The sequence below is a fragment of the Escherichia sp. SCLE84 genome, from assembly GCF_012584495.1.
Classification (GTDB): domain Bacteria; phylum Pseudomonadota; class Gammaproteobacteria; order Enterobacterales; family Enterobacteriaceae; genus ECMA0423.
In genome coordinates this window covers 941873-963236 of the sequence record NZ_CP051430.1, presented here as the reverse complement: position 1 = coordinate 963236, position 21364 = coordinate 941873, and the positions used below count along the sequence as shown (strand labels likewise).

The window sequence follows — 21364 nt, the reverse complement described above, 5'->3', positions numbered from 1 at the left end:
GCTACTATGATTTTCCTGAGGAGAACAGAGGAGATACAGCGCCAGCCCCGAAGGACTGGCAGTCTGGTTAGGATTTATCTTCCTGCGGCATGTGGCGGTAGATATAGATACCGCTTAACAATGTGAAGATTAAGGTAAGGGCGGTCAGTCCAAAGACTTTAAAGTTGACCCAAATATTTTGCGGCAGCCAGAATGCGATGTAGATGTTTGCCAGACCGCAAAGGATAAAGAAAACAGCCCAGGCCAGATTCAGCTTCGACCATACCGGTTGCGGCAGCGTGAGTTCTTTACCCAGCATCCGCTGAATTAGCGGCTTTTTCATCACCCATTGGCTGACTAACAGGGCTCCCGCAAACAGAGCATAAATGACTGTAACCTTCCATTTAATAAACTCATCATTGTGGAAGAACAGCGTCAAGCCACCGAAGACGACCACCAGAACAAAAGTGATCAGGGCCATCTTCTCAACCTTACGAAAGCGAACCCAGCTATAGATAAGCACAATCGCCGTGGCGACGATCAGCGCCGCAGTAGCCGCATAGATGTCATAAATCTTGTAAAACGCGAAAAAGACAACCAGCGGTAAAAAATCAAGAAACTGCTTCATTTTACGATTCCGTAATCAAATGCTTAAGGTTATTGGCGAATCAACATATACAGGCGGAACAGATAGATGAGCAATATGGCAGAAATCAGGTTGCTCAAGGTGTTCGCCAGTACGGCACCAATTTCCGGGGTTAATGCGGCAAAAGAAGAGGCAAAAAGCAGCAACAGTGTTTTTGCCAGCAACCAGCTCAGTACTGCGGGTGCCACCAGACGCATATTCGCCCAAGTCAGCCGCATACTGCTACGCATCGAGGCAAAAATGCCCATTTTGTCCTGTACCAGCATCACCGGTGCCAGGGCCAGTAAAATGGCCATGATAATTCCCGGAACGACCACCAGCATGATGCCAATCTGTACTAAAAGGGTAGTCAGAAAAATCAGAATAAATAACTTGGGCAATATCGGCGCACTGGCACCAATAGCTCGCAGCGCACTGACTCTCTGACCCGCAGACACCAGCTGGATAATTAATATTACGCCTCCGGCGAGAATGGCGTTACCGATTAATCCTGAAAAAGTGGACGCCGCTGAAGCCTGCAGCAAAATTTGTTGCTGTTCCGGTGACATATTCTGAACCAGGTCGAACAACCCACTACTGCCGCTAACGGGCACGCCGTCATTGAGCTGCGCAAGCTGTGCATCACTGGGTGAGAAAACATGCCCTAACACCACTGTGATAAACGCACATAGCAACGATACCAACAGAATGGTCATAAATTGATTACGGAAGAAATTTCCGGTGTCACGGTATACGGACTGCGCCGTGATAGACATGCACTCTCCTTGAGTTTTATGCAGGTGTTAATTAGCGGGCAATTGTACCCTGGTTAAGCCTCGGGTGGCAGCATCAGGTCTTGTATGGAAAAGCATATCTTTGTAAAGCGGAGGTAATTGCTGGCCTTCAGGCGTGGGCAAACCGCGGCAAGTGGCGAACGAGTTAATATTTGCGTAGCGAAAATATTTAAAAATTGATTTAAATCACGTTAACCAGGATTCTCAATGCAACTTCTAAATTAATCCAGATCAATAAATGGTGAATTATCATATGTAATGTGATCTATGTAGGATCATTTGTTACTCCAATGTAGGTATATTCGTCACGTTTTTATAACCATAACGACGGAGCGGATATGAAAAAGTTAACAGTGGCGGCTTTGGCAGTAACAACTCTTCTCTCTGGCAGTGCCTTTGCGCATGAAGCAGGCGAATTTTTTATGCGTGCAGGTTCTGCAACCGTACGTCCAACAGAAGGTGCTGGTGGTACGTTAGGAAGTCTGGGTGGATTCAGCGTGACCAATAACACTCAACTGGGCCTGACGTTTACTTATATGGCGACCGACAACATTGGTGTGGAATTACTGGCAGCGACGCCGTTCCGCCATAAAATCGGCACCCGGGCGACCGGCGATATTGCAACCGTTCATCATCTGCCGCCAACACTGATGGCGCAGTGGTATTTTGGTGATGCCAGCAGCAAATTCCGTCCTTACGTTGGGGCCGGTATTAACTACACCACCTTCTTTGATAATGGATTTAACGATCATGGCAAAGAGGCAGGGCTTTCCGATCTCAGTCTGAAAGATTCCTGGGGAGCTGCCGGGCAGGTGGGGGTTGATTATCTGATTAACCGTGACTGGTTGGTTAACATGTCAGTCTGGTACATGGATATCGATACCACCGCCAATTATAAGCTAGGCGGTGCACAGCAACACGATAGCGTACGCCTCGATCCGTGGGTGTTTATGTTCTCAGCAGGATATCGTTTTTAATTCCACAAAAAAACGACCCCGTAATATACGGGGTCAATAAGGACATGGCATAAAGTGTATTATTTCTTCGCTTCTACGCCGTCAGTTTCAGAGCGAATTAAAAATTTCTCAGTTGTTTGCGGAATATGCTGAATCAGCCAGTCGGCCATTTGCTTTTCCTCATTTAAAATCGCTTCGATGGTTGGAATTGAAGCTGTATCACCGGCATTTTTTGCTGCTGCTAATAGTGAGGTGTAACAGGCGATTTCAAATTGCTCGAAGACATATCCGCTAATAGAGCCTTTGACTATTTCATCAGAAGGGAATATACCACCGATTGACTGCCCAAGCGCAGCCATTTTACTCATGGAATCTTTAATGACTGAACGTGAAATGTCATTACGATCAAGAATAGTTTCCAATTGAACAATCTGGTTTTTGGTTTCACTAAGATGTTGTTCAATACGAGCGCGTAGTTCAGGATAATTATCTATACGGCTGGCCATGGATTCAAGCATAGATTCGGCTTGCTTTTCCATTGCGTGGGCGTCACGTAACCAGTCATGATAATGTTCAATACGATTCATGAAAATGTCCTCTTTATAAAATGACTAAAAGTTAAAGTTCATATTTCAGGCTTTATTTTCGGCTTTCTTATTTACGTTATTAAGGGCCAGATCAGTCAGTTTGATGTCGGTGGCCTTTTCTTCTTCCAGGGTCTCTTTCAGAAGCTTCGCTGCTTTACGATAACCTAATTGTTCAGCCAGCGTCGCTAATGTCCCGTAACTGGCAATCTCATAATGCTCGACTTTCTGTGCTGCGGCAATCAGTGCGGCATCACGCACTTCGTTTTTCTCGGTACTTTCGATGACCTCATTAGCTTCTTCAATAAGACCTTCCATTGCCACACATTTCATGCGCTTAATTTTCAGATTCGATTCTGATTCCACAACTTGATCAATACGTTCAATCTGTCCATGTGTTTCCTCGAGGTGCGCATGAAAAGCCTGACTTAATTTTTCGTTTGATGTTGCTCTTGCGAGTTTTGCCAGTGCCCGGGTTAATTGTTTTTCTGCGCTGTAGGTATCTGAAAGCAGGTGAATAAATACATCTTCAATGGTCTTCATATTCATATTTTTCTCCAGTGAAATCACTGCGAGCCATACGGCCCGCAGATGCAATTATCTTTATCAGCTGATATTAATAATTAACGGTGAATCAGGATTTGCCTGATTTATTACCACCGCTTTGTTGACCGCCTTTTTTACCCGCTTCAGATGCGCGTTGCGGATCATTTTTAAAATTACCGCCGCTATGCTGACCGCCTTTACGGCCTGCGTCGGATGCCTTCTCACGGTCTTCGGCGAAATTTCCTGAACCACCACGATGTTCGGCCATGTTATTTCTCCCGTTGCGTTGCATTGTTTCATTAATATGAGTGTTGTGTGTCGACACTCATTAAAATTAGTCGCTAATGAGAATTAGTCAAATTAAGCGCAACGAGAAGATAGAGGGAAAATATATTTTGAGGAACATTCTGGATATATTAACAATTACCTGAGGAATAAGTGACTTAGAGAAAATTATTGATTTTACTGGTGTTATGTTGCGGGATTAATTTGTTTGATTATATTACTGTTGGGCGGAAAAATGACGTAAGTTGAAGTTCGACCGGGGTAAGCGAAACGGTAAAAAGATAAATATTAAATGAATTTAGGATTTTTCCGGCTTCATTAAAGAAAGTTAAAATGCCGCCAGCGGAACTGGCGGCTGTGGGATTAACTGCGCGTCGCCGCTTTCATCGGTTGTACAAAAACTTTCAGTGCCGCCAGCATTTTCTCTGGCTCATTAATATGTTGCTCGATGATTTTAACAATGGCCGAACCAGAAATCGCGCCCGCAGCTCCTGCATCAATCGCTGCTTTTACCTGATCCGGGGCGGAAATACCAAACCCCTGCAATGGAGGTGCAGCGTTGTACTCTTTCAGCTTCGCAACCAGATGATTGAGGGGTAACGCGGCGCGGTTTTCTGCGCCGGTCACGCCCGCTCGTGACAGCAAATAGGTGTAACCACGACCGTAAGAGGCTATCTGGCGCAGCAGGTCGTCATCGGCATTTGGCGGGCAGATGAAGATAGGTGCGACATTATGGCGCAACGCGGCCTGGCGGAAGGGCGCGGACTCTTCAATTGGCACATCGGCAACCAGCACCGAATCGACGCCGACTTTCTCGCACTGGGCATAAAACTCATCAATGCCTTTGTTAAACACCAGATTGGCATACATCAACAGGCCAATGGGAATGGTCGGGTGTTTCTGGCGAATCAGTGCCAGCATTTCAAAACATTGTGCCGGAGTCACACCTGCCGCAAAGGCGCGCAGAGTGGCGTTTTGAATGGTCGGGCCATCCGCCAGTGGGTCGGAGAAGGGGATACCTAACTCCAGCGCGTCAGCACCGGCTTCAATTAGCGTATCGATAATTTTCAATGACTGCTCAATGCCCGGATCACCGAGCGTGACGAAAGGAACGAATGCGCCTTCTTTGCGCTCCTTCAACTGGGCAAACAGAGATTCGTAGCGTTCCATCAGATTTCCCCTCGTGCTTTCAAAATATCGTGAACGGTGAAGATGTCTTTATCGCCGCGACCGGAAAGGTTAACCACCAGTAGCTGCTCTTTATCCGGGTTTTCGCGCATCATTTTCAACGCATGGGCCAGGGCGTGGGAGGATTCCAGCGCCGGGATGATCCCTTCGTGCAGGCACAGCGTTTTGAAGGCTTCAAGGGCTTCATCATCGGTAATAGACACGTAATCAGCGCGTCCAGTGCTGTTAAGATACGCGTGTTGTGGGCCGACAGACGGGAAATCCAGTCCGGCGGAGATGGAGTAAGATTCTTCAATCTGCCCGTCTTCGGTTTGCATCATCGGCGCTTTCATACCGAAATAGATACCCACGCGACCATGTTTTAGCGGTGCGCCGTGCTCGCCAGTTTCGATACCGTGACCACCTGGCTCCACACCAATCAGGCCGACGTTGGTTTCATTGATGAAATCAGCAAACATGCCGATGGCATTCGAACCGCCGCCAACACAGGCGATAACGGCATCCGGCAGGCGACCTTCTCTTTCCAGAATCTGCGCTTTGGTTTCTTCGCCAATCATCCGCTGAAACTCACGCACAATGGTCGGATAAGGATGCGGGCCAGCTGCGGTGCCCAGCATATAGTGCGCGGTTTCGTAACTACCGGACCAGTCGCGCAGCGCCTCGTTACAGGCATCTTTCAGCGTCGCGGAACCGCTATGCACCGGGATCACTTCCGCACCCATTAAGCGCATACGAAAAACGTTAGGCGACTGGCGTTCAACGTCTTTGGCACCCATATAAATACGGCATTTCAGGCCGAGCAGGGCGCTGGCAAGGGCCGACGCCACGCCATGCTGACCGGCACCGGTTTCGGCGATGATTTCGGTTTTACCCATCCGCTTCGCCAGCAACGCCTGCCCCAGCACCTGGTTAGTTTTATGCGCGCCGCCGTGCAGCAAATCTTCACGCTTGAGATACAGCGTGGTGTTCGTCCCGGCTGTAATGTTCTGGCATTTGGTCAGCGCGGTTGGACGCCCGGCATAGTTTTTCAGCAGGTCGTTGAACTGAGCCTGAAATTCAGGATCTTTTTGCGCACTGACAAAAGCTTCTTCCAGCTGGCGCAGAGCAGGCATCAGGATTTGTGGCACGTACATGCCGCCAAACTCACCAAAATAGGGGTTAAGTAATGTTGTCATTGTTCCTTTCCTTAATATGCGCGCAGCGTCTGGAAAACCGAGGCCAAAAGACGTGCGTCTTTGATGCCCGGTTGCGACTCTACAGCAGAATTAAAATCAAGTCCGGCGCAGCCGGTTTGTGCCGCTTCCACGCAGTTATCTGCGCCTAAGCCCCCCGCCAGCAGAACGTTGCCAAGCGATTGACCATTTAATAGTGACCAGTCAAAACGTTGCCCGCTTCCACCCTGGCCGTTGTCTAAAACATATTTATCAACGTGCTGAAACTCGCGGGCGGGCAGGGTTTCACCGACGCTTAATGCTTTCCAGATGGCAACATGTGCTGGCAGAGCTTCACGCAGCGTATCGATATACAGCTGTTCTTCATTACCATGCAGTTGCACTGCCGCCAGCGATAACACCTTAGCTTTGTCCACCACATCGGCAATATCGTGATTGCGGAACACGCCAACATACTGCAACGGTGCCGCAGCCATCACTTCCTGCGCCTGTTCAACGTTGACGCAACGCGGTGATGTCGCAACAAAAATCAACCCACCGTAAATCGCGCCCGCGTCATAAGCTGCTTTAGCATCTTGCCCACGCGTCAGGCCACATACTTTATTCTCACCCAGCAACACCCGGCGCACGGCGGCGTGCAAATCGTCATGGGCCATCAACGCCGAACCAATCAGAAAACCGTTAGCGAAGTGGCTTAACTCGCGCACCTGAGCGTAAGTATTGATGCCGGATTCGCTGATTACCGTCACGTTGTGCCCCAGTTTCGGCGCAAGCTCGCGGGTACGGTTGAGATCAATCGACAAATCACGCAGATCGCGGTTGTTGATGCCAACGACCTTTGCCCCCAATGCAATGGCACGCTCCAGTTCCTCTTCATTACTGACTTCGGTCAGCACACCCATCTCCAGACTGTGGGCGACGGCGGCAAGCTGGCGATATTGTTCGTCATCCAGTACTGAAAGCATTAATAAGCAGGCATCAGCCTGGTAATAGCGCGCCAGATAGATCTGGTAAGGATCGATAATGAAGTCTTTACATAAAATCGGCTGCGGGGCGATTTGGCTGACGATGGGGAGGAAATCAAAGCTCCCCTGAAAATATTTCTCATCAGTCAGCACCGAAATTGCCGAAGCGTAATGTTTATAAATGGCGGCAATGCGTGCTGGATCGAAATCATCACGGATCACGCCTTTTGACGGCGACGCTTTCTTGCACTCCAGAATAAACGCCGTGCGCGCACCCTGTAGCGCATCATAAAAATGTCGCGTGCTCGGCTGAACCTCATTCTGAAAACTGGCCAGCGGTTGCTGCTGTTTGCGGGTTTCTACCCAAATCGCCTTGTCTGCGACGATTTTCGCTAAAACGGTTTGCATCATTTACCCTCGTGCCGCCAGTGCGGTAACTCTGTCGTAAGCGGAACCACTGCGCAGTACCTCAAGAACGGTTTGCGCATTGGCTTGCAGATCTTCATGGCCATGCAGGCGCATTAACATGGCGACGTTCGCAGCGACGGCTGCTTCATGGGCGGCGTCGCCTTTACCTTGTAACAAGCGTGTTAAAATGTCACGGTTTTCTTCCGGTGTTCCGCCTGCCAGTTGCTCCTGGTGGTAGGGAGTCAGGCCAAAATCTTCAGCGGTCAATTGATAGCTCTTAATTTCGCCGTCATGCAGCTCGGCAACGATTGTCGGCGCGTGTAATGAAACTTCATCCATCCCGCCGCTGTGCACCACCGCCGCGCGTTGATACCCCAGCACGCGCAAGGTTTCGGCAATCGGCAGCACCAGTTCCGGACTATAAACACCAATTAACGCCAGCGGCGGATGCGCCGGGTTAATCAATGGCCCCAGCACATTGAACAGGGTGCGGGTTTTCAGTTGCTGGCGAACCGGCATCGCGTGGCGGAATCCGGTGTGATACTTCGGCGCAAAGAGGAAACATACACCTAACTCATCCAGCGCCTGGCGCGATTTATCGGCGTTCATATCAAGATTAATACCGAACGCCGCCAGCAGATCGGACGAACCAGATTTACTGGAGACGCTACGGTTGCCGTGTTTCGCCACTTTCAGCCTACAGGCCGCGGCGACAAACGCACTGGCGGTAGAAATATTGATACTGTTGCTGCCGTCACCGCCAGTACCGACGATATCAGCAAACAGATAATCCGGGCGCGGGAACGGCGCGGCGTTTTCCAGTAGCGCGGTTGCTGCTCCGGCGATCTCGTTCGGGTGCTCACCGCGAATTTTCATGCTCACCAGCGCCGCCGCCAGTTGTTCCGGCTTCAGCTCGCCACGCACCACCGCTGAAAACAGCTGGTGGCTTTCTTGTTGGCTAAGCGTCTGCGCCTGATACAGTTTTTCCAGAATCGGTTGCAGCGTGTTGGCTGGCTCTAGTTTCTGCTGCGCCCAGGCCAGCGTTTGTTCCAGCAGGCGAGCGCCCTGGGTGGTGAGAATGGATTCCGGATGGAACTGGAATCCACAAACGCGATCCGCATCGTGACGTACTGCCATCACCATGCCATTAAAATGGGCGTTGATGGTTAAACCGGCCGGAATGTTACTGCCAACCAGCGAGTGATAACGCGCCACCGGCAGCGGGTTTGTTAATCCGGCAAACATCGCCTGACCGTCATGTTCAATGCTCGACGCTTTACCGTGAAGAATTTCGCCCGCCTGACCGACATAGCCCCCGTAAGCTTCGACAATTGCCTGATGTCCGAGGCAAATGCCAATAATGGGCAGCTTGCCACGCAAGCGGGTGAGGAGTTCCGGCATACAACCGGCTTCGCTCGGCACACCGGGGCCAGGAGAAAGCATCAGTACCGGATTGCTCATGGTCGCCAGGCGTTCAATTAAGGTCTGCGCCGGAATATGGTTGCGGTAAATCACCACGTTATGCCCATTGCTGCGCAACTGATCTGCCAGGTTGTACGTAAAAGAGTCGATATTATCGAGCAGCAGTATGTCAGCCATCAGAAAGTCTCCTGTGCATGATGCGCGGTGGCAATAGCGCGCAGTACAGCGCGGGCTTTATTACGGGTTTCGTCGGCTTCCGACTGCGGAATAGAATCAAGGACTACGCCAGCACCGGCTTGCACGGTGGCGATACCGTTTTCCACCAGCGCCGAGCGGATCACAATGCAGGTGTCGAGATCGCCGTGCGCGGTGAAATAACCTACCGCGCCGCCGTAGCTGCCGCGGCGACGACCTTCCGCCTCGGCAATTAACTGCATGGCGCGCACTTTCGGCGCACCGCTTAACGTCCCCATATTCATACAGGCGCGGTAAGCGTGTAGGGCGTCGAGATCGTGGCGCAGTTCACCGACCACGCGGGAGACCAGGTGCATCACGTAAGAGTAACGGTCAACTTTGGTGAGGTCGGCGACGTAGCGGCTGCCGGGGGTGCAAATGCGTGCCAGATCATTACGGGCAAGATCCACCAGCATCAGATGTTCAGAAAGCTCTTTATGATCGGTACGCATTTCCAGTTCGATGCGGCTGTCGAGGTCTCTGTCCAGCGAGCCATCGGCACGACGACCGCGTGGACGTGTTCCGGCAATCGGGTAGATCTCAATCTGGCGGCTGGTGGCGTCATACTTGAGCGAACTTTCCGGCGACGCGCCAAACAGGGTGAAATCATTATCCTGCATAAAAAACATGTACGGGCTGGGATTACTCTTTTTCAGCACGTAATAGGCCGCCAGCGGTGACGGGCAGGGCAGAGAGAAACGGCGAGATGGCACCACCTGGAAAATTTCTCCAGCGCGAATCGCTTTTTGCAACAAACGCACTACGCCACCGAACTCTTCATCGCTCTGATTACATTCACAACGCATATGCGGCACGGAAACCACCGGCAGCGGCGGCGCGGCTTCGGTCAGTTGCTGACGTAGTTCGTTCAGGCGAGCAGTGAGACGTTGTTTTTCTTCTTCATTCGGAGCAAACAGGCTGGCCTGAATACGGGTGCTTTTTTTCTGATGGTCAATCACCATCAGCGTTTCAGCGAGATAAAAACAGAAATCAGGGCAGTTATTTTCCGCTGACAGTTGCGGTAAATCTTCAAATCCCGCCACAAGGTCATAAGAGAACAGGCCGCCGAAGAACATTGCTTCTCGTTCTTCCTTCGGTACATTCAACAGATTCTGCAATAAACGGAAAGCGTCAAAAACCGAAAGGGAGCATAAGCGAGCGTCTTCATCCAGCAGTGGACTGACAGGGGGGAAGCGCAGCACACGGCAGTTTGGTAATTGTTCATTTTCCACACCCGCAGGCAGGGCGTTATCCAGTAGTGTCAGCAGGGCTTCGCCGTTGCCGGAAAGTGCCTGGATTGTGACAGTGTCACCTAAAGCTGTAATGCGCAGCGCACTGTCTACCAGCAGCAGGCTTTTTAAATCATCTTTGCTGTCGATATCTGCGGATTCCAGCAGCAGCGTTGCCGGACGATCCCCACACAACTGGTGAAAAAGCGCGGTGGGATTGTCGCGATAAGCGCCTTCGCAGGTTAGCAGTTCGAGAGTCGGTTTTTGTGTTTGCATTGTTATTCTCTAATTTTGTTCAAAAAAAAGCCCGCTCATTAGGCGGGCTGGGTATCTGATTGCTTTACGCATGGTGAATACACTGCCCGTTTCAGGAAGTGCGCCACCAACCTTTCAGTACGAAAATTGCTTTCATTGTCGATACCCTTTTTACGTGAACTTGCGTACTAGTTAACTAGTTCGATGATTAATTGTCAACAGCTCATTTCAGAATATTTGCCAGAACCGTTATGATGTCGGCGCAAAAAACATTATCCAGAACGGGAGTGCGCCTTGAGCGACACGAATTATGCAGTGATTTACGACCTGCACAGCCATACCACAGCTTCCGATGGCTGCCTGACGCCAGAAGCATTGGTGCACCGTGCAGTCGAGATGCGCGTCGGCACCCTGGCGATCACCGACCATGACACCACAGCTGCAATCGCGCCAGCAAGAGAGGAAATTTCACGTTCGGGACTGGCGTTGAATCTTATTCCCGGCGTGGAAATTTCCACGGTCTGGGAAAATCATGAAATTCATATTGTCGGGCTGAATATTGATATTACTCATCCGCTAATGTGTGAGTTCCTCGCGCAGCAGACAGAACGGCGCAATCAGCGGGCGCAGCTGATTGCCGAAAGACTTGAAAAAGCGCAAATACCTGGGGCGCTGGAAGGCGCACAACGACTGGCGCAGGGCGGCGCAGTGACGCGCGGTCATTTTGCGCGTTTCCTTGTTGAGTGCGGCAAAGCCAGTTCAATGGCGGATGTCTTTAAAAAGTATCTGGCGCGCGGGAAAACCGGATACGTTCCGCCACAGTGGTGTACAATAGAACAAGCTATTGATGTCATTCATCATTCTGGCGGTAAGGCGGTGCTAGCTCATCCTGGGCGGTACAATCTTAGTGCTAAATGGCTGAAAAGATTGGTTGCGCATTTTGCCGAACACCACGGTGACGCGATGGAAGTCGCGCAGTGCCAGCAATCGCCCAATGAACGTACCCAGCTGGCGGCCCTTGCGCGTCAGCATCATTTATGGGCATCACAAGGATCTGATTTTCATCAGCCATGCCCGTGGATCGAACTGGGTCGTAAACTCTGGCTGCCCGCAGGCGTTGAAGGCGTCTGGCAGATATGGGAACAGCCGCAGAACACCACAGAGAGGGAATTATGAGCCAGTTTTTTTATATTCATCCTGATAACCCACAGCAACGTCTGATCAACCAGGCGGTGGAGATCGTGCGTAAAGGCGGGGTGATTGTTTATCCAACTGATTCCGGCTATGCGCTCGGCTGTAAAATTGAAGATAAAAACGCGATGGAGCGTATTTGTCGTATTCGCCAGCTGCCGGACGGTCACAACTTTACCCTGATGTGTCGCGATCTTTCTGAACTCTCGACCTATTCATTTGTTGATAACGTTGCGTTTCGTTTAATGAAAAACAACACGCCGGGCAACTATACCTTCATCTTGAAGGGGACGAAGGAAGTGCCACGCCGTCTGTTGCAGGAAAAACGCAAAACCATCGGTATGCGTGTGCCTTCTAACCCGATTGCGCAGGCGTTGCTTGAAGCACTGGGCGAACCGATGCTTTCCACTTCGCTAATGCTGCCAGGCAGCGAATTTACCGAATCCGATCCCGAAGAAATTAAAGACCGTCTGGAAAAACAGGTGGATTTGATTATCCACGGCGGCTATCTCGGACAGAAACCGACAACGGTTATTGATCTTACCGATGATACGCCGGTCGTGGTGCGTGAAGGCGTAGGTGATGTGAAGCCTTTCTTATAAGTGCGTAACTCTGTATACTACGCGGCCTTAAAATGGCGCTATACGGCGCCATTGATTCTCCTGTTCGACGCCTGTGAAGGCGACACCAAAAGGAAGCTCTATGAGCGAAAAATTACAGAAAGTGCTGGCCCGCGCTGGCCACGGCTCCCGCCGTGAAATCGAATCTATTATTGAAGCCGGTCGTGTGAGTGTTGATGGCAAAATTGCTAAACTCGGCGATCGCGTTGAAGTTACCCCTGGGCTGAAAATTCGTATCGATGGTCATCTGATTTCGGTACGTGAGTCCGCTGAACAAATTTGTCGCGTTCTGGCCTATTACAAACCGGAAGGTGAGTTGTGTACCCGTAACGATCCGGAAGGGCGTCCGACGGTGTTTGACCGTCTGCCAAAGCTGCGTGGCGCACGCTGGATTGCCGTAGGTCGTCTGGACGTTAACACCTGTGGTCTGCTGCTGTTCACCACCGATGGTGAACTGGCAAACCGTTTAATGCATCCAAGCCGTGAAGTTGAACGTGAATACGCCGTGCGTGTATTTGGTCAGGTTGACGACGCGAAACTGCGTGATTTGAGTCGTGGCGTGCAACTGGAAGATGGTCCGGCAGCTTTTAAAACCATCAAGTTCAGCGGCGGCGAAGGGATCAACCAGTGGTACAACGTGACTCTGACCGAAGGCCGTAACCGTGAAGTTCGTCGTCTGTGGGAAGCGGTTGGTGTGCAGGTGAGCCGCCTGATCCGTGTTCGTTACGGTGATATCCCACTGCCAAAAGGTCTGCCACGCGGTGGCTGGACGGAGCTGGACCTCGCCCAGACTAACTATCTGCGCGAACTGGTGGAGCTTCCGCCAGAAACCAGCTCTAAAGTCGCTGTAGAAAAAGACCGTCGTCGCATGAAGGCTAATCAGATTCGTCGTGCGGTGAAACGTCACAGTCAGGTGAGCGGCGGTCGTCGTTCTGGCGGGCGTAATAACGGTTAATCAAAGTATGCCGGACGTCATATCCGGCATTTTTACAGATTAATAATCAATCCCTATCTGCGCTTTTACACCGGCATCAAACGCATGTTTGACGGGGCGTAATTCACTTACCGTATCTGCCAGTTCAAGAATATCCCGATGACAACCACGACCCGTGATAATCACCGTCTGTTGATGTGGACGTTCATTTAACGCCTGCACCACTTCTTCCAGTGGCAAATAGTCATACGCCACCATATACGTCAGTTCATCAAGCAAAACCATATCCAGTGAGGAATCAGCAAGCATCCGCTTTGCATGTTGCCAGACTTCGCGGCAGGCGGCGGTATCAGACTCGCGGTTTTGTGTATCCCAGGTAAAGCCCGTTGCCATCACCTGAAACTCAACGCCATGTGGCTCCAGCAGATTGCGTTCGCCATTAGGCCAGGTGCCTTTAATAAACTGCACGACGCCTACTTTTTTTCCGTGACCAACTGCGCGTGTTGCCGTACCAAATGCCGCGGTGGTTTTGCCTTTTCCATTGCCGGTAAAGACGATGATAATACCGCGTTCATCCTGGGCCTGGGCCACACGAGCATCTACTTTTTCTTTCACTCGCTGCTGACGCTGTTGGTAGCGTTCATCACTCATTGGGAAATTCCTGGTTTACGGCCCGGTTGGGCGTCAAAGGTCATGCCGGTTTTACGGCGGCTGTCATCGCCCATCAGCCAGAGGTAGAGCGGCATGATATCAGCGGGTGTTTTAAGTTTCTGTGGATCTTCGGTCGGGAAGGCGCTTGCGCGCATTGCGGTGCGCGTACCGCCTGGGTTAATGCAGTTGACGCGCAGGCGCTGCTGATATTCATCGGCCAGTACCTGCATCATCCCTTCGGTGGCAAATTTCGACGCTGCATATGCACCCCAGTTAGCTCGTCCCTGACGTCCAACGCTTGATGAAGTAAAGACCAGTGAACCGGCGTCCGATTTGAGTAATAAAGGAAGCAGTGCCTGGGTGAGCATAAAGGTGGCATTAACGTTGACCTGCATGACGTCCTGCCAGACCTGCGGATTTTGTTCGCTCATTGGGCAAATATCGCCGAGCAATCCGGCATTATGCAAAACACCATCCAGACGCGGATAATTAACGACAATGCGCTGTGCCAGTTGTTGGCAATTTTCGGACGTGCAGGTCAGCAAATCGAGAATAAACCACTGTGGCTGACGCCCAGTTTCTTCGTTTATGTGGCTGGCTACCTGACGTAATTTTTCTTCATTACGGCCCAACAGAATCACTGTCGCACCATAGCGTGCATACGTCATCGCGGCTTCACGACCAATCCCATCGCTGGCTCCCGTCACCAGGATAATGCGATCATTGAGTAAATCTTGTTTTGGCTGGTAATGCATGGCTACTCCTCAACGACGTTGTCTGTCGCGCTGCCAGTGTACTTTATGACTTTGGGGCTTTATGCCTGAAACAGAAGGGCATTTCAATCAGCCTGGGGCGATAACACCGCAAAATGGATACTTTGTCATACTTTCGCTGCAATAACATCTCTGCGAGACGGCTTAACATGCCTGTTGTAAACTGTGAGCCAAAGCGTTGTTTAACCAAGGTGGGGACTCGTGGAATTGTTGTCTGAATATGGTTTGTTTTTGGCGAAAATCGTTACCGTTGTGCTAGCGATTGCGGCGATTGCCGCCATTATTGTCAATGTTGCTCAACGTAATAAACGCCAGCGTGGCGAGTTACGGGTCAACAATCTCAGCGAACAGTATAAGGAGATGAAAGAAGAACTGGCCGCGGCGCTGATGGACTCACATCAGCAAAAACAGTGGCACAAAGCGCAGAAGAAAAAGCACAAGCAAGAAGCGAAAGCAGCAAAAGCGAAAGCCAAACTGGGCGAGGTGGCAACTGACAGTAAACCTCGCGTCTGGGTGCTGGATTTTAAAGGCAGCATGGACGCCCATGAAGTGAACTCGCTACGTGAAGAGATAACGGCTGTACTCGCAGCATTCAAACCGCAGGATCAGGTTGTGCTACGTCTGGAAAGCCCTGGTGGCATGGTGCATGGTTACGGGTTGGCGGCTTCGCAGCTGCAGCGTCTGCGTGATAAAAACATTCCTTTAACTGTTACGGTAGACAAAGTCGCTGCCAGCGGCGGTTACATGATGGCCTGTGTGGCGGACAAAATTGTTTCCGCACCGTTTGCTATTGTGGGTTCCATTGGCGTGGTGGCGCAAATGCCCAACTTTAACCGCTTCCTGAAAAGCAAAGATATTGATATCGAACTGCACACTGCCGGGCAGTATAAGCGTACTCTGACCTTGCTGGGTGAAAATACCGAAGAAGGGCGGGAGAAATTCCGCGAAGAGTTGAACGAAACGCATCAGTTGTTTAAAGATTTTGTGAAGCGTATGCGTCCGTCTCTGGATATTGAACAGGTGGCAACGGGTGAACACTGGTACGGACAACAGGCGGTAGAGAAAGGCCTGGTTGATGAAATCAACACCAGTGATGAAGTTATTCTTAGCCTGATGGAAGGCCGTGAAGTGGTTAATGTACGCTATATGCAGCGTAAACGACTCATTGACCGATTCACCGGCAGCGCGGCAGAGAGCGCCGATCGATTGTTGCTACGCTGGTGGCAGCGGGGTCAAAAGCCATTGATGTAAAAGACAAACGCGAGGCTAAGACCTCGCGTTTTGCTTTAATCAACCAGATGATATTTTTCTGAAAGCACATGGGCCAGGTGTTTGAACATATTAAACACCGCGGTGCTTTTGGCTGTTGGCAATCCTTGTTCATCTAAAAAGTAGTCGCCGGTAAATACCAGCACGCCATTACGCTGCGTGACGCCGGTGGCTTCAATCCCTGCGAGCGTATCCTCATGCTCACGAATGATTTTGTTGGCCTCTTTCAACAGCGTTTCGCGGTCGATGGGTTGTGTCTCTTTGTTCATTATTTACTCCTTAAACAAGGACATTAGTCTACGCCAGGCATGGCTTGCAGACAAATATACCACGCTGGTGGCAAGAGCGCCTTACTGGTAACTTTGGATTTTGCATGCTAATAAAGTTGCGTATCGGATTTTATCAGGTACAGTGTGACGCTTTCGTCAATCTGGCAATAGATTTGCTTGACATTCGACCAAAATTCCGTCGTGCTATAGCGCCTGTAGGCCAAGACCTGTTAACTCAGTCACCTGAATTTTCGTGAACAGAGTCACGACAAGGGGTTGATATCCGCAGAGAACGAGTCCATATCGGTAACTCGTTGCCAGTGGAAGGTTTATCAACGTGCGACGCATTCCTGGAAGAATCAAATTAGGTAAGGTGAATATGGGTAAAGCTCTTGTCATCGTTGAGTCCCCGGCAAAAGCCAAAACGATCAACAAGTATCTGGGTAGTGACTACGTGGTGAAATCCAGCGTCGGTCACATCCGCGATTTGCCGACCAGTGGCTCAGCTGCCAAAAAGAGTGCCGACTCTACCTCCACCAAGACGGCTAAAAAGCCTAAAAAGGATGAACGTGGCGCTCTCGTCAACCGTATGGGGGTTGACCCGTGGCACAATTGGGAGGCGCACTATGAAGTGTTGCCTGGTAAAGAGAAGGTCGTCTCTGAACTGAAACAACTGGCTGAAAAAGCCGACCACATCTATCTCGCAACCGACCTTGACCGCGAAGGGGAAGCCATTGCATGGCACCTGCGGGAAGTGATTGGGGGTGATGATGCGCGCTATAGCCGAGTGGTGTTTAACGAAATTACTAAAAACGCGATCCGCCAGGCATTTAACAAACCGGGTGAGCTGAATATTGATCGTGTTAATGCCCAGCAGGCGCGTCGCTTTATGGACCGCGTGGTTGGGTATATGGTTTCGCCGCTGCTATGGAAAAAGATCGCTCGTGGTCTGTCTGCCGGTCGTGTGCAGTCGGTGGCGGTTCGCCTGGTGGTCGAGCGTGAGCGTGAAATTAAAGCGTTCGTGCCGGAAGAGTTCTGGGAAGTCGATGCCAGCACGACCACGCCATCTGGTGAAGCGTTGGCGTTACAGGTGACTCATCAGAACGACAAACCGTTCCGTCCGGTCAACAAAGAACAAACTCAGGCTGCGGTAAGTCTGCTGGAAAAAGTGCGCTACAGCGTGCTGGAACGTGAAGACAAACCGACAACCAGTAAACCTGGCGCTCCTTTTATTACCTCTACGCTGCAACAAGCTGCCAGCACCCGTCTTGGATTTGGCGTGAAAAAAACCATGATGATGGCGCAGCGTTTGTATGAAGCAGGCTATATCACTTACATGCGTACCGACTCCACTAACCTGAGTCAGGACGCGGTAAATATGGTTCGCGGTTATATCAGCGATAATTTTGGTAAGAAATATCTGCCGGAAAGTCCGAATCAGTACGCCAGCAAAGAAAACTCACAGGAAGCGCACGAAGCGATTCGTCCTTCTGACGTCAATGTGATGGCGGAATCGCTGAAGGATATGGAAGCAGATGCGCAGAAACTGTACCAGTTAATCTGGCGTCAGTTCGTAGCCTGCCAGATGACCCCAGCGAAATATGACTCCACGACGCTGACCGTTGGTGCGGGCGATTTCCGCCTGAAAGCACGCGGTCGTATTTTGCGTTTTGATGGCTGGACAAAAGTGATGCCTGCGTTGCGTAAAGGCGATGAAGATCGCATCTTACCAGCAGTTAATAAAGGCGATGCTCTGACGCTCGTTGAACTTACACCAGCCCAGCACTTTACCAAGCCGCCAGCCCGTTTCAGTGAAGCATCGCTGGTTAAAGAGCTGGAAAAACGTGGTATCGGTCGTCCGTCTACCTATGCGTCGATCATTTCGACCATTCAGGATCGTGGCTACGTGCGAGTAGAAAATCGTCGTTTCTATGCGGAAAAAATGGGCGAAATCGTCACCGATCGCCTTGAAGAAAATTTCCGCGAGTTAATGAACTACGACTTTACCGCGCAGATGGAAAACAGCCTCGACCAGGTGGCAAATCACGAAGCAGAGTGGAAAGCTGTACTGGATCACTTCTTCTCGGATTTCACCCAGCAGTTAGATAAAGCTGAAAAAGATCCGGAAGAGGGTGGTATGCGCCCGAACCAGATGGTTCTGACCAGCATTGACTGCCCGACTTGTGGTCGCAAAATGGGGATTCGCACAGCGAGCACCGGGGTATTCCTTGGCTGTTCTGGCTATGCGCTGCCGCCGAAAGAGCGTTGCAAAACCACCATTAACCTGGTGCCGGAAAACGAAGTGCTGAACGTGCTGGAAGGCGAAGATGCTGAAACCAACGCGCTGCGCGCAAAACGTCGTTGCCCGAAATGCGGCACGGCGATGGACAGCTATCTCATCGATCCGAAACGTAAGTTGCATGTCTGTGGTAATAACCCAACCTGCGACGGTTACGAGATCGAAGAGGGCGAATTCCGCATTAAAGGTTATGACGGCCCGATCGTTGAGTGTGAAAAATGTGGCTCTGAAATGCACCTGAAAATGGGGCGTTTCGGTAAATACATGGCCTGCACCAACGAAGAGTGTAAAAACACACGTAAGATTTTACGTAACGGCGAAGTGGCACCACCGAAAGAAGATCCGGTGCCATTACCTGAGCTGCCGTGCGAAAAATCAGATGCTTATTTCGTGCTGCGTGACGGTGCTGCCGGTGTGTTCCTGGCTGCCAACACTTTCCCGAAATCGCGTGAAACGCGTGCGCCACTGGTGGAAGAGCTTTATCGCTTTCGCGACCGTCTGCCGGAAAAACTGCGTTATCTGGCCGATGCGCCACAGCAGGATCCGGAAGGTAATAAGACCATGGTTCGCTTTAGCCGTAAAACCAAACAGCAATATGTCTCTTCGGAAAAAGACGGAAAGGCGACTGGCTGGTCAGCATTTTATGTTGATGGCAAATGGGTTGAAGGAAAAAAATAACCTTTAATTCTGTCAGGTTTTTATAAACAAAGGGTCGCGAAAGCGGCCCTTTTTTATTGCATATTATTTTTTCTTCAAACCTATACACTAAGGCTATAAATGATATAGTGGTTATAGTTAGCACCTTTTTTATTATTAAATCGTATTAGTCACCCGCCAGGTGTGACGAAAAAACGATGTTCTGATGGCGTCTAAGTGGATGGTTTAACATGAAATTACAACAACTTCGCTATATTGTTGAGGTGGTCAATCATAACCTGAATGTCTCATCAACAGCGGAAGGACTTTACACATCACAACCCGGGATCAGTAAACAAGTCAGAATGCTGGAAGACGAGCTAGGCATTCAAATTTTTTCCCGAAGCGGCAAGCACCTGACGCAGGTAACGCCAGCAGGACAAGAAATAATTCGTATCGCTCGCGAAGTCCTGTCGAAAGTCGATGCCATAAAATCGGTTGCCGGTGAGCACACCTGGCCGGATAAAGGCTCGCTGTATATCGCCACCACGCATACCCAGGCACGCTACGCGTTACCAAACGTTATCAAAGGCTTTATTGAGCGTTATCCCCGCGTTTCTTTGCATATGCACCAGGGCTCGCCGACACAAATTGCTGATGCCGTCTCTAAAGGCAATGCTGATTTCGCTATCGCCACAGAAGCGCTGCATCTGTATGAAGATTTAGTGATGTTACCGTGCTACCACTGGAATCGGGCTATTGTAGTCACTCCGGATCACCCGCTGGCAGGCAAAAAAGCCATTACCATTGAAGAACTGGCGCAATATCCGTTGGTGACATATACCTTCGGCTTTACCGGACGTTCAGAACTGGATACTGCCTTTAACCGCGCAGGGTTAACGCCGCGTATCGTCTTCACGGCAACGGATGCTGACGTCATTAAAACTTACGTCCGGTTAGGGCTGGGGGTAGGGGTCATTGCCAGCATGGCGGTGGATCCGGTCGCCGATCCCGACCTTGTGCGTGTTGATGCTCACGATATCTTCAGCCACAGTACAACCAAAATTGGTTTTCGCCGTAGTACTTTCTTGCGCAGTTATATGTATGATTTCATTCAGCGTTTTGCACCGCATTTAACGCGTGATGTCGTTGATGCGGCTGTCGCATTGCGCTCTAATGAAGAAATTGAGGTCATGTTTAAAGATATAAAACTGCCGGAAAAATAATTTCTTGCGTTATTTTCGGCACCTTTTATGTAGCGAAGGTGCCGGAATATATTCTCTTTTGTTACTTATTTCTATACCGTGCACAATATTTTTATCCCTCATATTTATAGGGTAAATTACCTGTAAAGTACTGTCTAATTACCCGCCTCGCAAACTCCAGTTTTCAAATATCTATTTCAGGTCAAAAGATTGAATTATTCACTGGAGACGATTCGTAAATTCGCTGGATTTTTGACTAAAGTTTCTTTAGGATTTGTCTCATCGTATGATTAATTACACCAATCGTTCAACGTCTTGCTGATAAGTGATGGCGATTATATGAGGTTAGCAATGCCTTCTGGAAATCAGGAACCCCGCCGCGATCCTGAATTAAAACGTAAAGCCTGGCTGGCGGTTTTTCTTGGTTCTGCACTTTTCTGGGTGGTTGTCGCACTGCTGATTTGGAAAGTGTGGGGATAACTATGGTCGGTCAGGAGCAACTGGAGTCGTCACCATTATGCCAGCATAGTGACAATGAAACAGAAACGAAACGGGAATGTTCCGTCGTTATTCCAGACGACTGGCAACTAACATCGCAGCAGCAAGCCTTTATAGAACTGTTTGCTGAAGATGATCAGCCGAAACAATAATTATCATCATTCTTATTACCCATTTTTAATGAATTAAAGGGCTTTTAATACACCGCAGCAATAACAGCTTGAGTTATCTCAACACAAAATAATAACCGTTAAGGGTGTAGCCTATGATCAACACAAATATGAAATATTGGTCCTGGATGGGCGCGTTTTCTCTGTCGATGCTCTTCTGGGCCGAACTCCTCTGGATCATTACTCACTGATCCTTGACCCCGCTGC

General features: G+C 50.2%; 24 protein-coding genes, 1 pseudogene and 1 other annotated feature. Of the genes and pseudogenes, 10 read left to right on the top strand and 15 right to left on the bottom strand.

Annotation, left to right across the window (positions count from 1 at the left end; translation table 11 throughout):
* Positions 1 to 67: 67 nt before the first annotated feature.
* From HGD79_RS04890 to HGD79_RS04880, 3 genes and pseudogenes are all read right to left on the bottom strand, one after another.
* Positions 68 to 607, bottom strand: a complete 540-nt coding sequence (locus HGD79_RS04890; RefSeq protein ID WP_000808667.1) for a septation protein A — start codon at positions 605 to 607, stop codon at positions 68 to 70.
* 29 nt (positions 608 to 636) lie between these two features.
* Entirely contained in the window at positions 637 to 1380 is a 744-nt protein-coding gene (locus HGD79_RS04885; protein ID WP_000028540.1) for a YciC family protein, read from the bottom strand.
* A gap of 27 nt (positions 1381 to 1407) precedes the next feature.
* Positions 1408 to 1497 (bottom strand): annotated as a pseudogene (locus HGD79_RS04880) (YkgJ family cysteine cluster protein); the annotation flags it as partial.
* Between the two features lie 239 nt (positions 1498 to 1736).
* Between HGD79_RS04880 and ompW the strand changes: the two are divergent.
* The gene (ompW, locus tag HGD79_RS04875) at positions 1737 to 2375 is read left to right on the top strand and encodes an outer membrane protein OmpW (protein WP_000737226.1); all 639 of its coding nucleotides are present in this window, start codon (positions 1737 to 1739) and stop codon (positions 2373 to 2375) included.
* Positions 2376 to 2434: 59 nt separating this feature from the next.
* On the opposite strand, the gene HGD79_RS04870 is transcribed toward ompW, so the two are convergent.
* The 9 genes from HGD79_RS04870 to trpL all read right to left on the bottom strand — a co-directional run bounded on the left by HGD79_RS04870 (position 2435) and on the right by trpL (position 10799).
* Positions 2435 to 2941 carry a ferritin-like domain-containing protein gene (locus tag HGD79_RS04870; RefSeq protein ID WP_001079504.1) on the bottom strand — a complete coding sequence of 169 codons (507 nt, stop codon included), beginning with the start codon at positions 2939 to 2941 and terminating at the stop codon, positions 2435 to 2437.
* A gap of 45 nt (positions 2942 to 2986) precedes the next feature.
* The gene (locus HGD79_RS04865; protein WP_001056491.1) at positions 2987 to 3487 is read right to left on the bottom strand and encodes a ferritin-like domain-containing protein; all 501 of its coding nucleotides are present in this window, start codon (positions 3485 to 3487) and stop codon (positions 2987 to 2989) included.
* 85 nt (positions 3488 to 3572) lie between these two features.
* Entirely contained in the window at positions 3573 to 3752 is a 180-nt protein-coding gene (locus tag HGD79_RS04860) for a general stress protein (RefSeq protein ID WP_000807651.1), read from the bottom strand.
* Between the two features lie 380 nt (positions 3753 to 4132).
* Complete coding sequence (trpA, locus tag HGD79_RS04855; protein ID WP_000443056.1) at positions 4133 to 4939, bottom strand: tryptophan synthase subunit alpha; 807 nt, start codon at positions 4937 to 4939, stop codon at positions 4133 to 4135.
* On the bottom strand, positions 4939 to 6132 hold the full coding sequence (gene trpB / locus HGD79_RS04850) for a tryptophan synthase subunit beta (protein WP_000209520.1): 1194 nt from the start codon (positions 6130 to 6132) through the stop codon (positions 4939 to 4941). The genes trpA and trpB overlap by 1 nt, the downstream gene beginning before the upstream one ends.
* A gap of 11 nt (positions 6133 to 6143) precedes the next feature.
* Complete coding sequence (gene trpCF / locus HGD79_RS04845; RefSeq protein WP_000983912.1) at positions 6144 to 7505, bottom strand: bifunctional indole-3-glycerol-phosphate synthase TrpC/phosphoribosylanthranilate isomerase TrpF; 1362 nt, start codon at positions 7503 to 7505, stop codon at positions 6144 to 6146.
* Positions 7506 to 9101, bottom strand: a complete 1596-nt coding sequence (trpD, locus tag HGD79_RS04840; protein ID WP_168848316.1) for a bifunctional anthranilate synthase glutamate amidotransferase component TrpG/anthranilate phosphoribosyltransferase TrpD — start codon at positions 9099 to 9101, stop codon at positions 7506 to 7508.
* Positions 9101 to 10663 (bottom strand): anthranilate synthase component I, encoded by a 1563-nt coding sequence (gene trpE, locus HGD79_RS04835; RefSeq protein WP_001194590.1) that lies wholly within the window; start codon positions 10661 to 10663, stop codon positions 9101 to 9103. Before trpE ends, trpD begins: the two co-directional genes overlap by 1 nt.
* A 21-nt stretch (positions 10664 to 10684) precedes the next feature.
* Positions 10685 to 10778, bottom strand: a sequence feature (Trp leader region).
* On the bottom strand, positions 10755 to 10799 hold the full coding sequence (gene trpL / locus HGD79_RS04830; protein WP_001700591.1) for a trp operon leader peptide: 45 nt from the start codon (positions 10797 to 10799) through the stop codon (positions 10755 to 10757). It overlaps the preceding feature by 24 nt.
* Positions 10800 to 10936: 137 nt before the next feature.
* On the opposite strand from trpL, the gene rnm reads away from it, so the two are divergent.
* The 3 genes from rnm to rluB all read left to right on the top strand — a co-directional run bounded on the left by rnm (position 10937) and on the right by rluB (position 13408).
* Complete coding sequence (gene rnm, locus HGD79_RS04825) at positions 10937 to 11818, top strand: RNase AM (protein ID WP_168848315.1); 882 nt, start codon at positions 10937 to 10939, stop codon at positions 11816 to 11818.
* Entirely contained in the window at positions 11815 to 12435 is a 621-nt protein-coding gene (locus HGD79_RS04820) for an L-threonylcarbamoyladenylate synthase (RefSeq protein ID WP_001295575.1), read from the top strand. The genes rnm and HGD79_RS04820 overlap by 4 nt, the downstream gene beginning before the upstream one ends.
* A gap of 100 nt (positions 12436 to 12535) precedes the next feature.
* Positions 12536 to 13408: a 23S rRNA pseudouridine(2605) synthase RluB gene (gene rluB, locus HGD79_RS04815; protein ID WP_001291216.1), complete on the top strand. Its 873-nt coding sequence runs from the start codon at positions 12536 to 12538 to the stop codon at positions 13406 to 13408.
* Positions 13409 to 13447: 39 nt separating this feature from the next.
* Here the strand turns inward: rluB and cobO are convergent, their stop codons facing one another.
* Positions 13448 to 14038 carry a cob(I)yrinic acid a,c-diamide adenosyltransferase gene (gene cobO / locus HGD79_RS04810; RefSeq protein WP_001278906.1) on the bottom strand — a complete coding sequence of 197 codons (591 nt, stop codon included), beginning with the start codon at positions 14036 to 14038 and terminating at the stop codon, positions 13448 to 13450.
* A complete protein-coding gene (locus HGD79_RS04805) occupies positions 14035 to 14793 on the bottom strand; it encodes a YciK family oxidoreductase (protein ID WP_000559289.1) in 759 nt (252 codons plus the stop codon). The genes cobO and HGD79_RS04805 overlap by 4 nt, the downstream gene beginning before the upstream one ends.
* 219 nt (positions 14794 to 15012) lie before the next feature.
* Between HGD79_RS04805 and sohB the strand changes: the two genes are divergently transcribed.
* Positions 15013 to 16062: a protease SohB gene (gene sohB / locus HGD79_RS04800; RefSeq protein WP_000422045.1), complete on the top strand. Its 1050-nt coding sequence runs from the start codon at positions 15013 to 15015 to the stop codon at positions 16060 to 16062.
* 35 nt (positions 16063 to 16097) lie between these two features.
* Here sohB and HGD79_RS04795 read toward each other — a convergent pair whose 3' ends face one another.
* Positions 16098 to 16349: a YciN family protein gene (locus tag HGD79_RS04795; RefSeq protein WP_001031530.1), complete on the bottom strand. Its 252-nt coding sequence runs from the start codon at positions 16347 to 16349 to the stop codon at positions 16098 to 16100.
* Between the two features lie 379 nt (positions 16350 to 16728).
* On the opposite strand from HGD79_RS04795, the gene topA reads away from it, so the two are divergent.
* From topA to ymiC, 5 genes are all read left to right on the top strand, one after another.
* Positions 16729 to 19326 carry a type I DNA topoisomerase gene (topA, locus tag HGD79_RS04790; protein ID WP_001326307.1) on the top strand — a complete coding sequence of 866 codons (2598 nt, stop codon included), beginning with the start codon at positions 16729 to 16731 and terminating at the stop codon, positions 19324 to 19326.
* 209 nt (positions 19327 to 19535) lie between these two features.
* Positions 19536 to 20510, top strand: coding sequence for an HTH-type transcriptional regulator CysB (gene cysB, locus HGD79_RS04785; RefSeq protein ID WP_000776253.1), 975 nt, complete (start codon positions 19536 to 19538; stop codon positions 20508 to 20510).
* A 318-nt stretch (positions 20511 to 20828) separates the two neighbouring features.
* The gene (locus tag HGD79_RS04780; RefSeq protein ID WP_001300896.1) at positions 20829 to 20969 is read left to right on the top strand and encodes a YmiA family putative membrane protein; all 141 of its coding nucleotides are present in this window, start codon (positions 20829 to 20831) and stop codon (positions 20967 to 20969) included.
* Between the two features lie 2 nt (positions 20970 to 20971).
* Positions 20972 to 21139 (top strand): protein YciX, encoded by a 168-nt coding sequence (gene yciX / locus HGD79_RS04775; protein WP_001297116.1) that lies wholly within the window; start codon positions 20972 to 20974, stop codon positions 21137 to 21139.
* A 113-nt stretch (positions 21140 to 21252) separates the two neighbouring features.
* A complete protein-coding gene (gene ymiC / locus HGD79_RS04770) occupies positions 21253 to 21348 on the top strand; it encodes a small membrane protein YmiC (RefSeq protein ID WP_001310756.1) in 96 nt (31 codons plus the stop codon).
* The last annotated feature ends 16 nt before the right edge of the window (positions 21349 to 21364 follow it).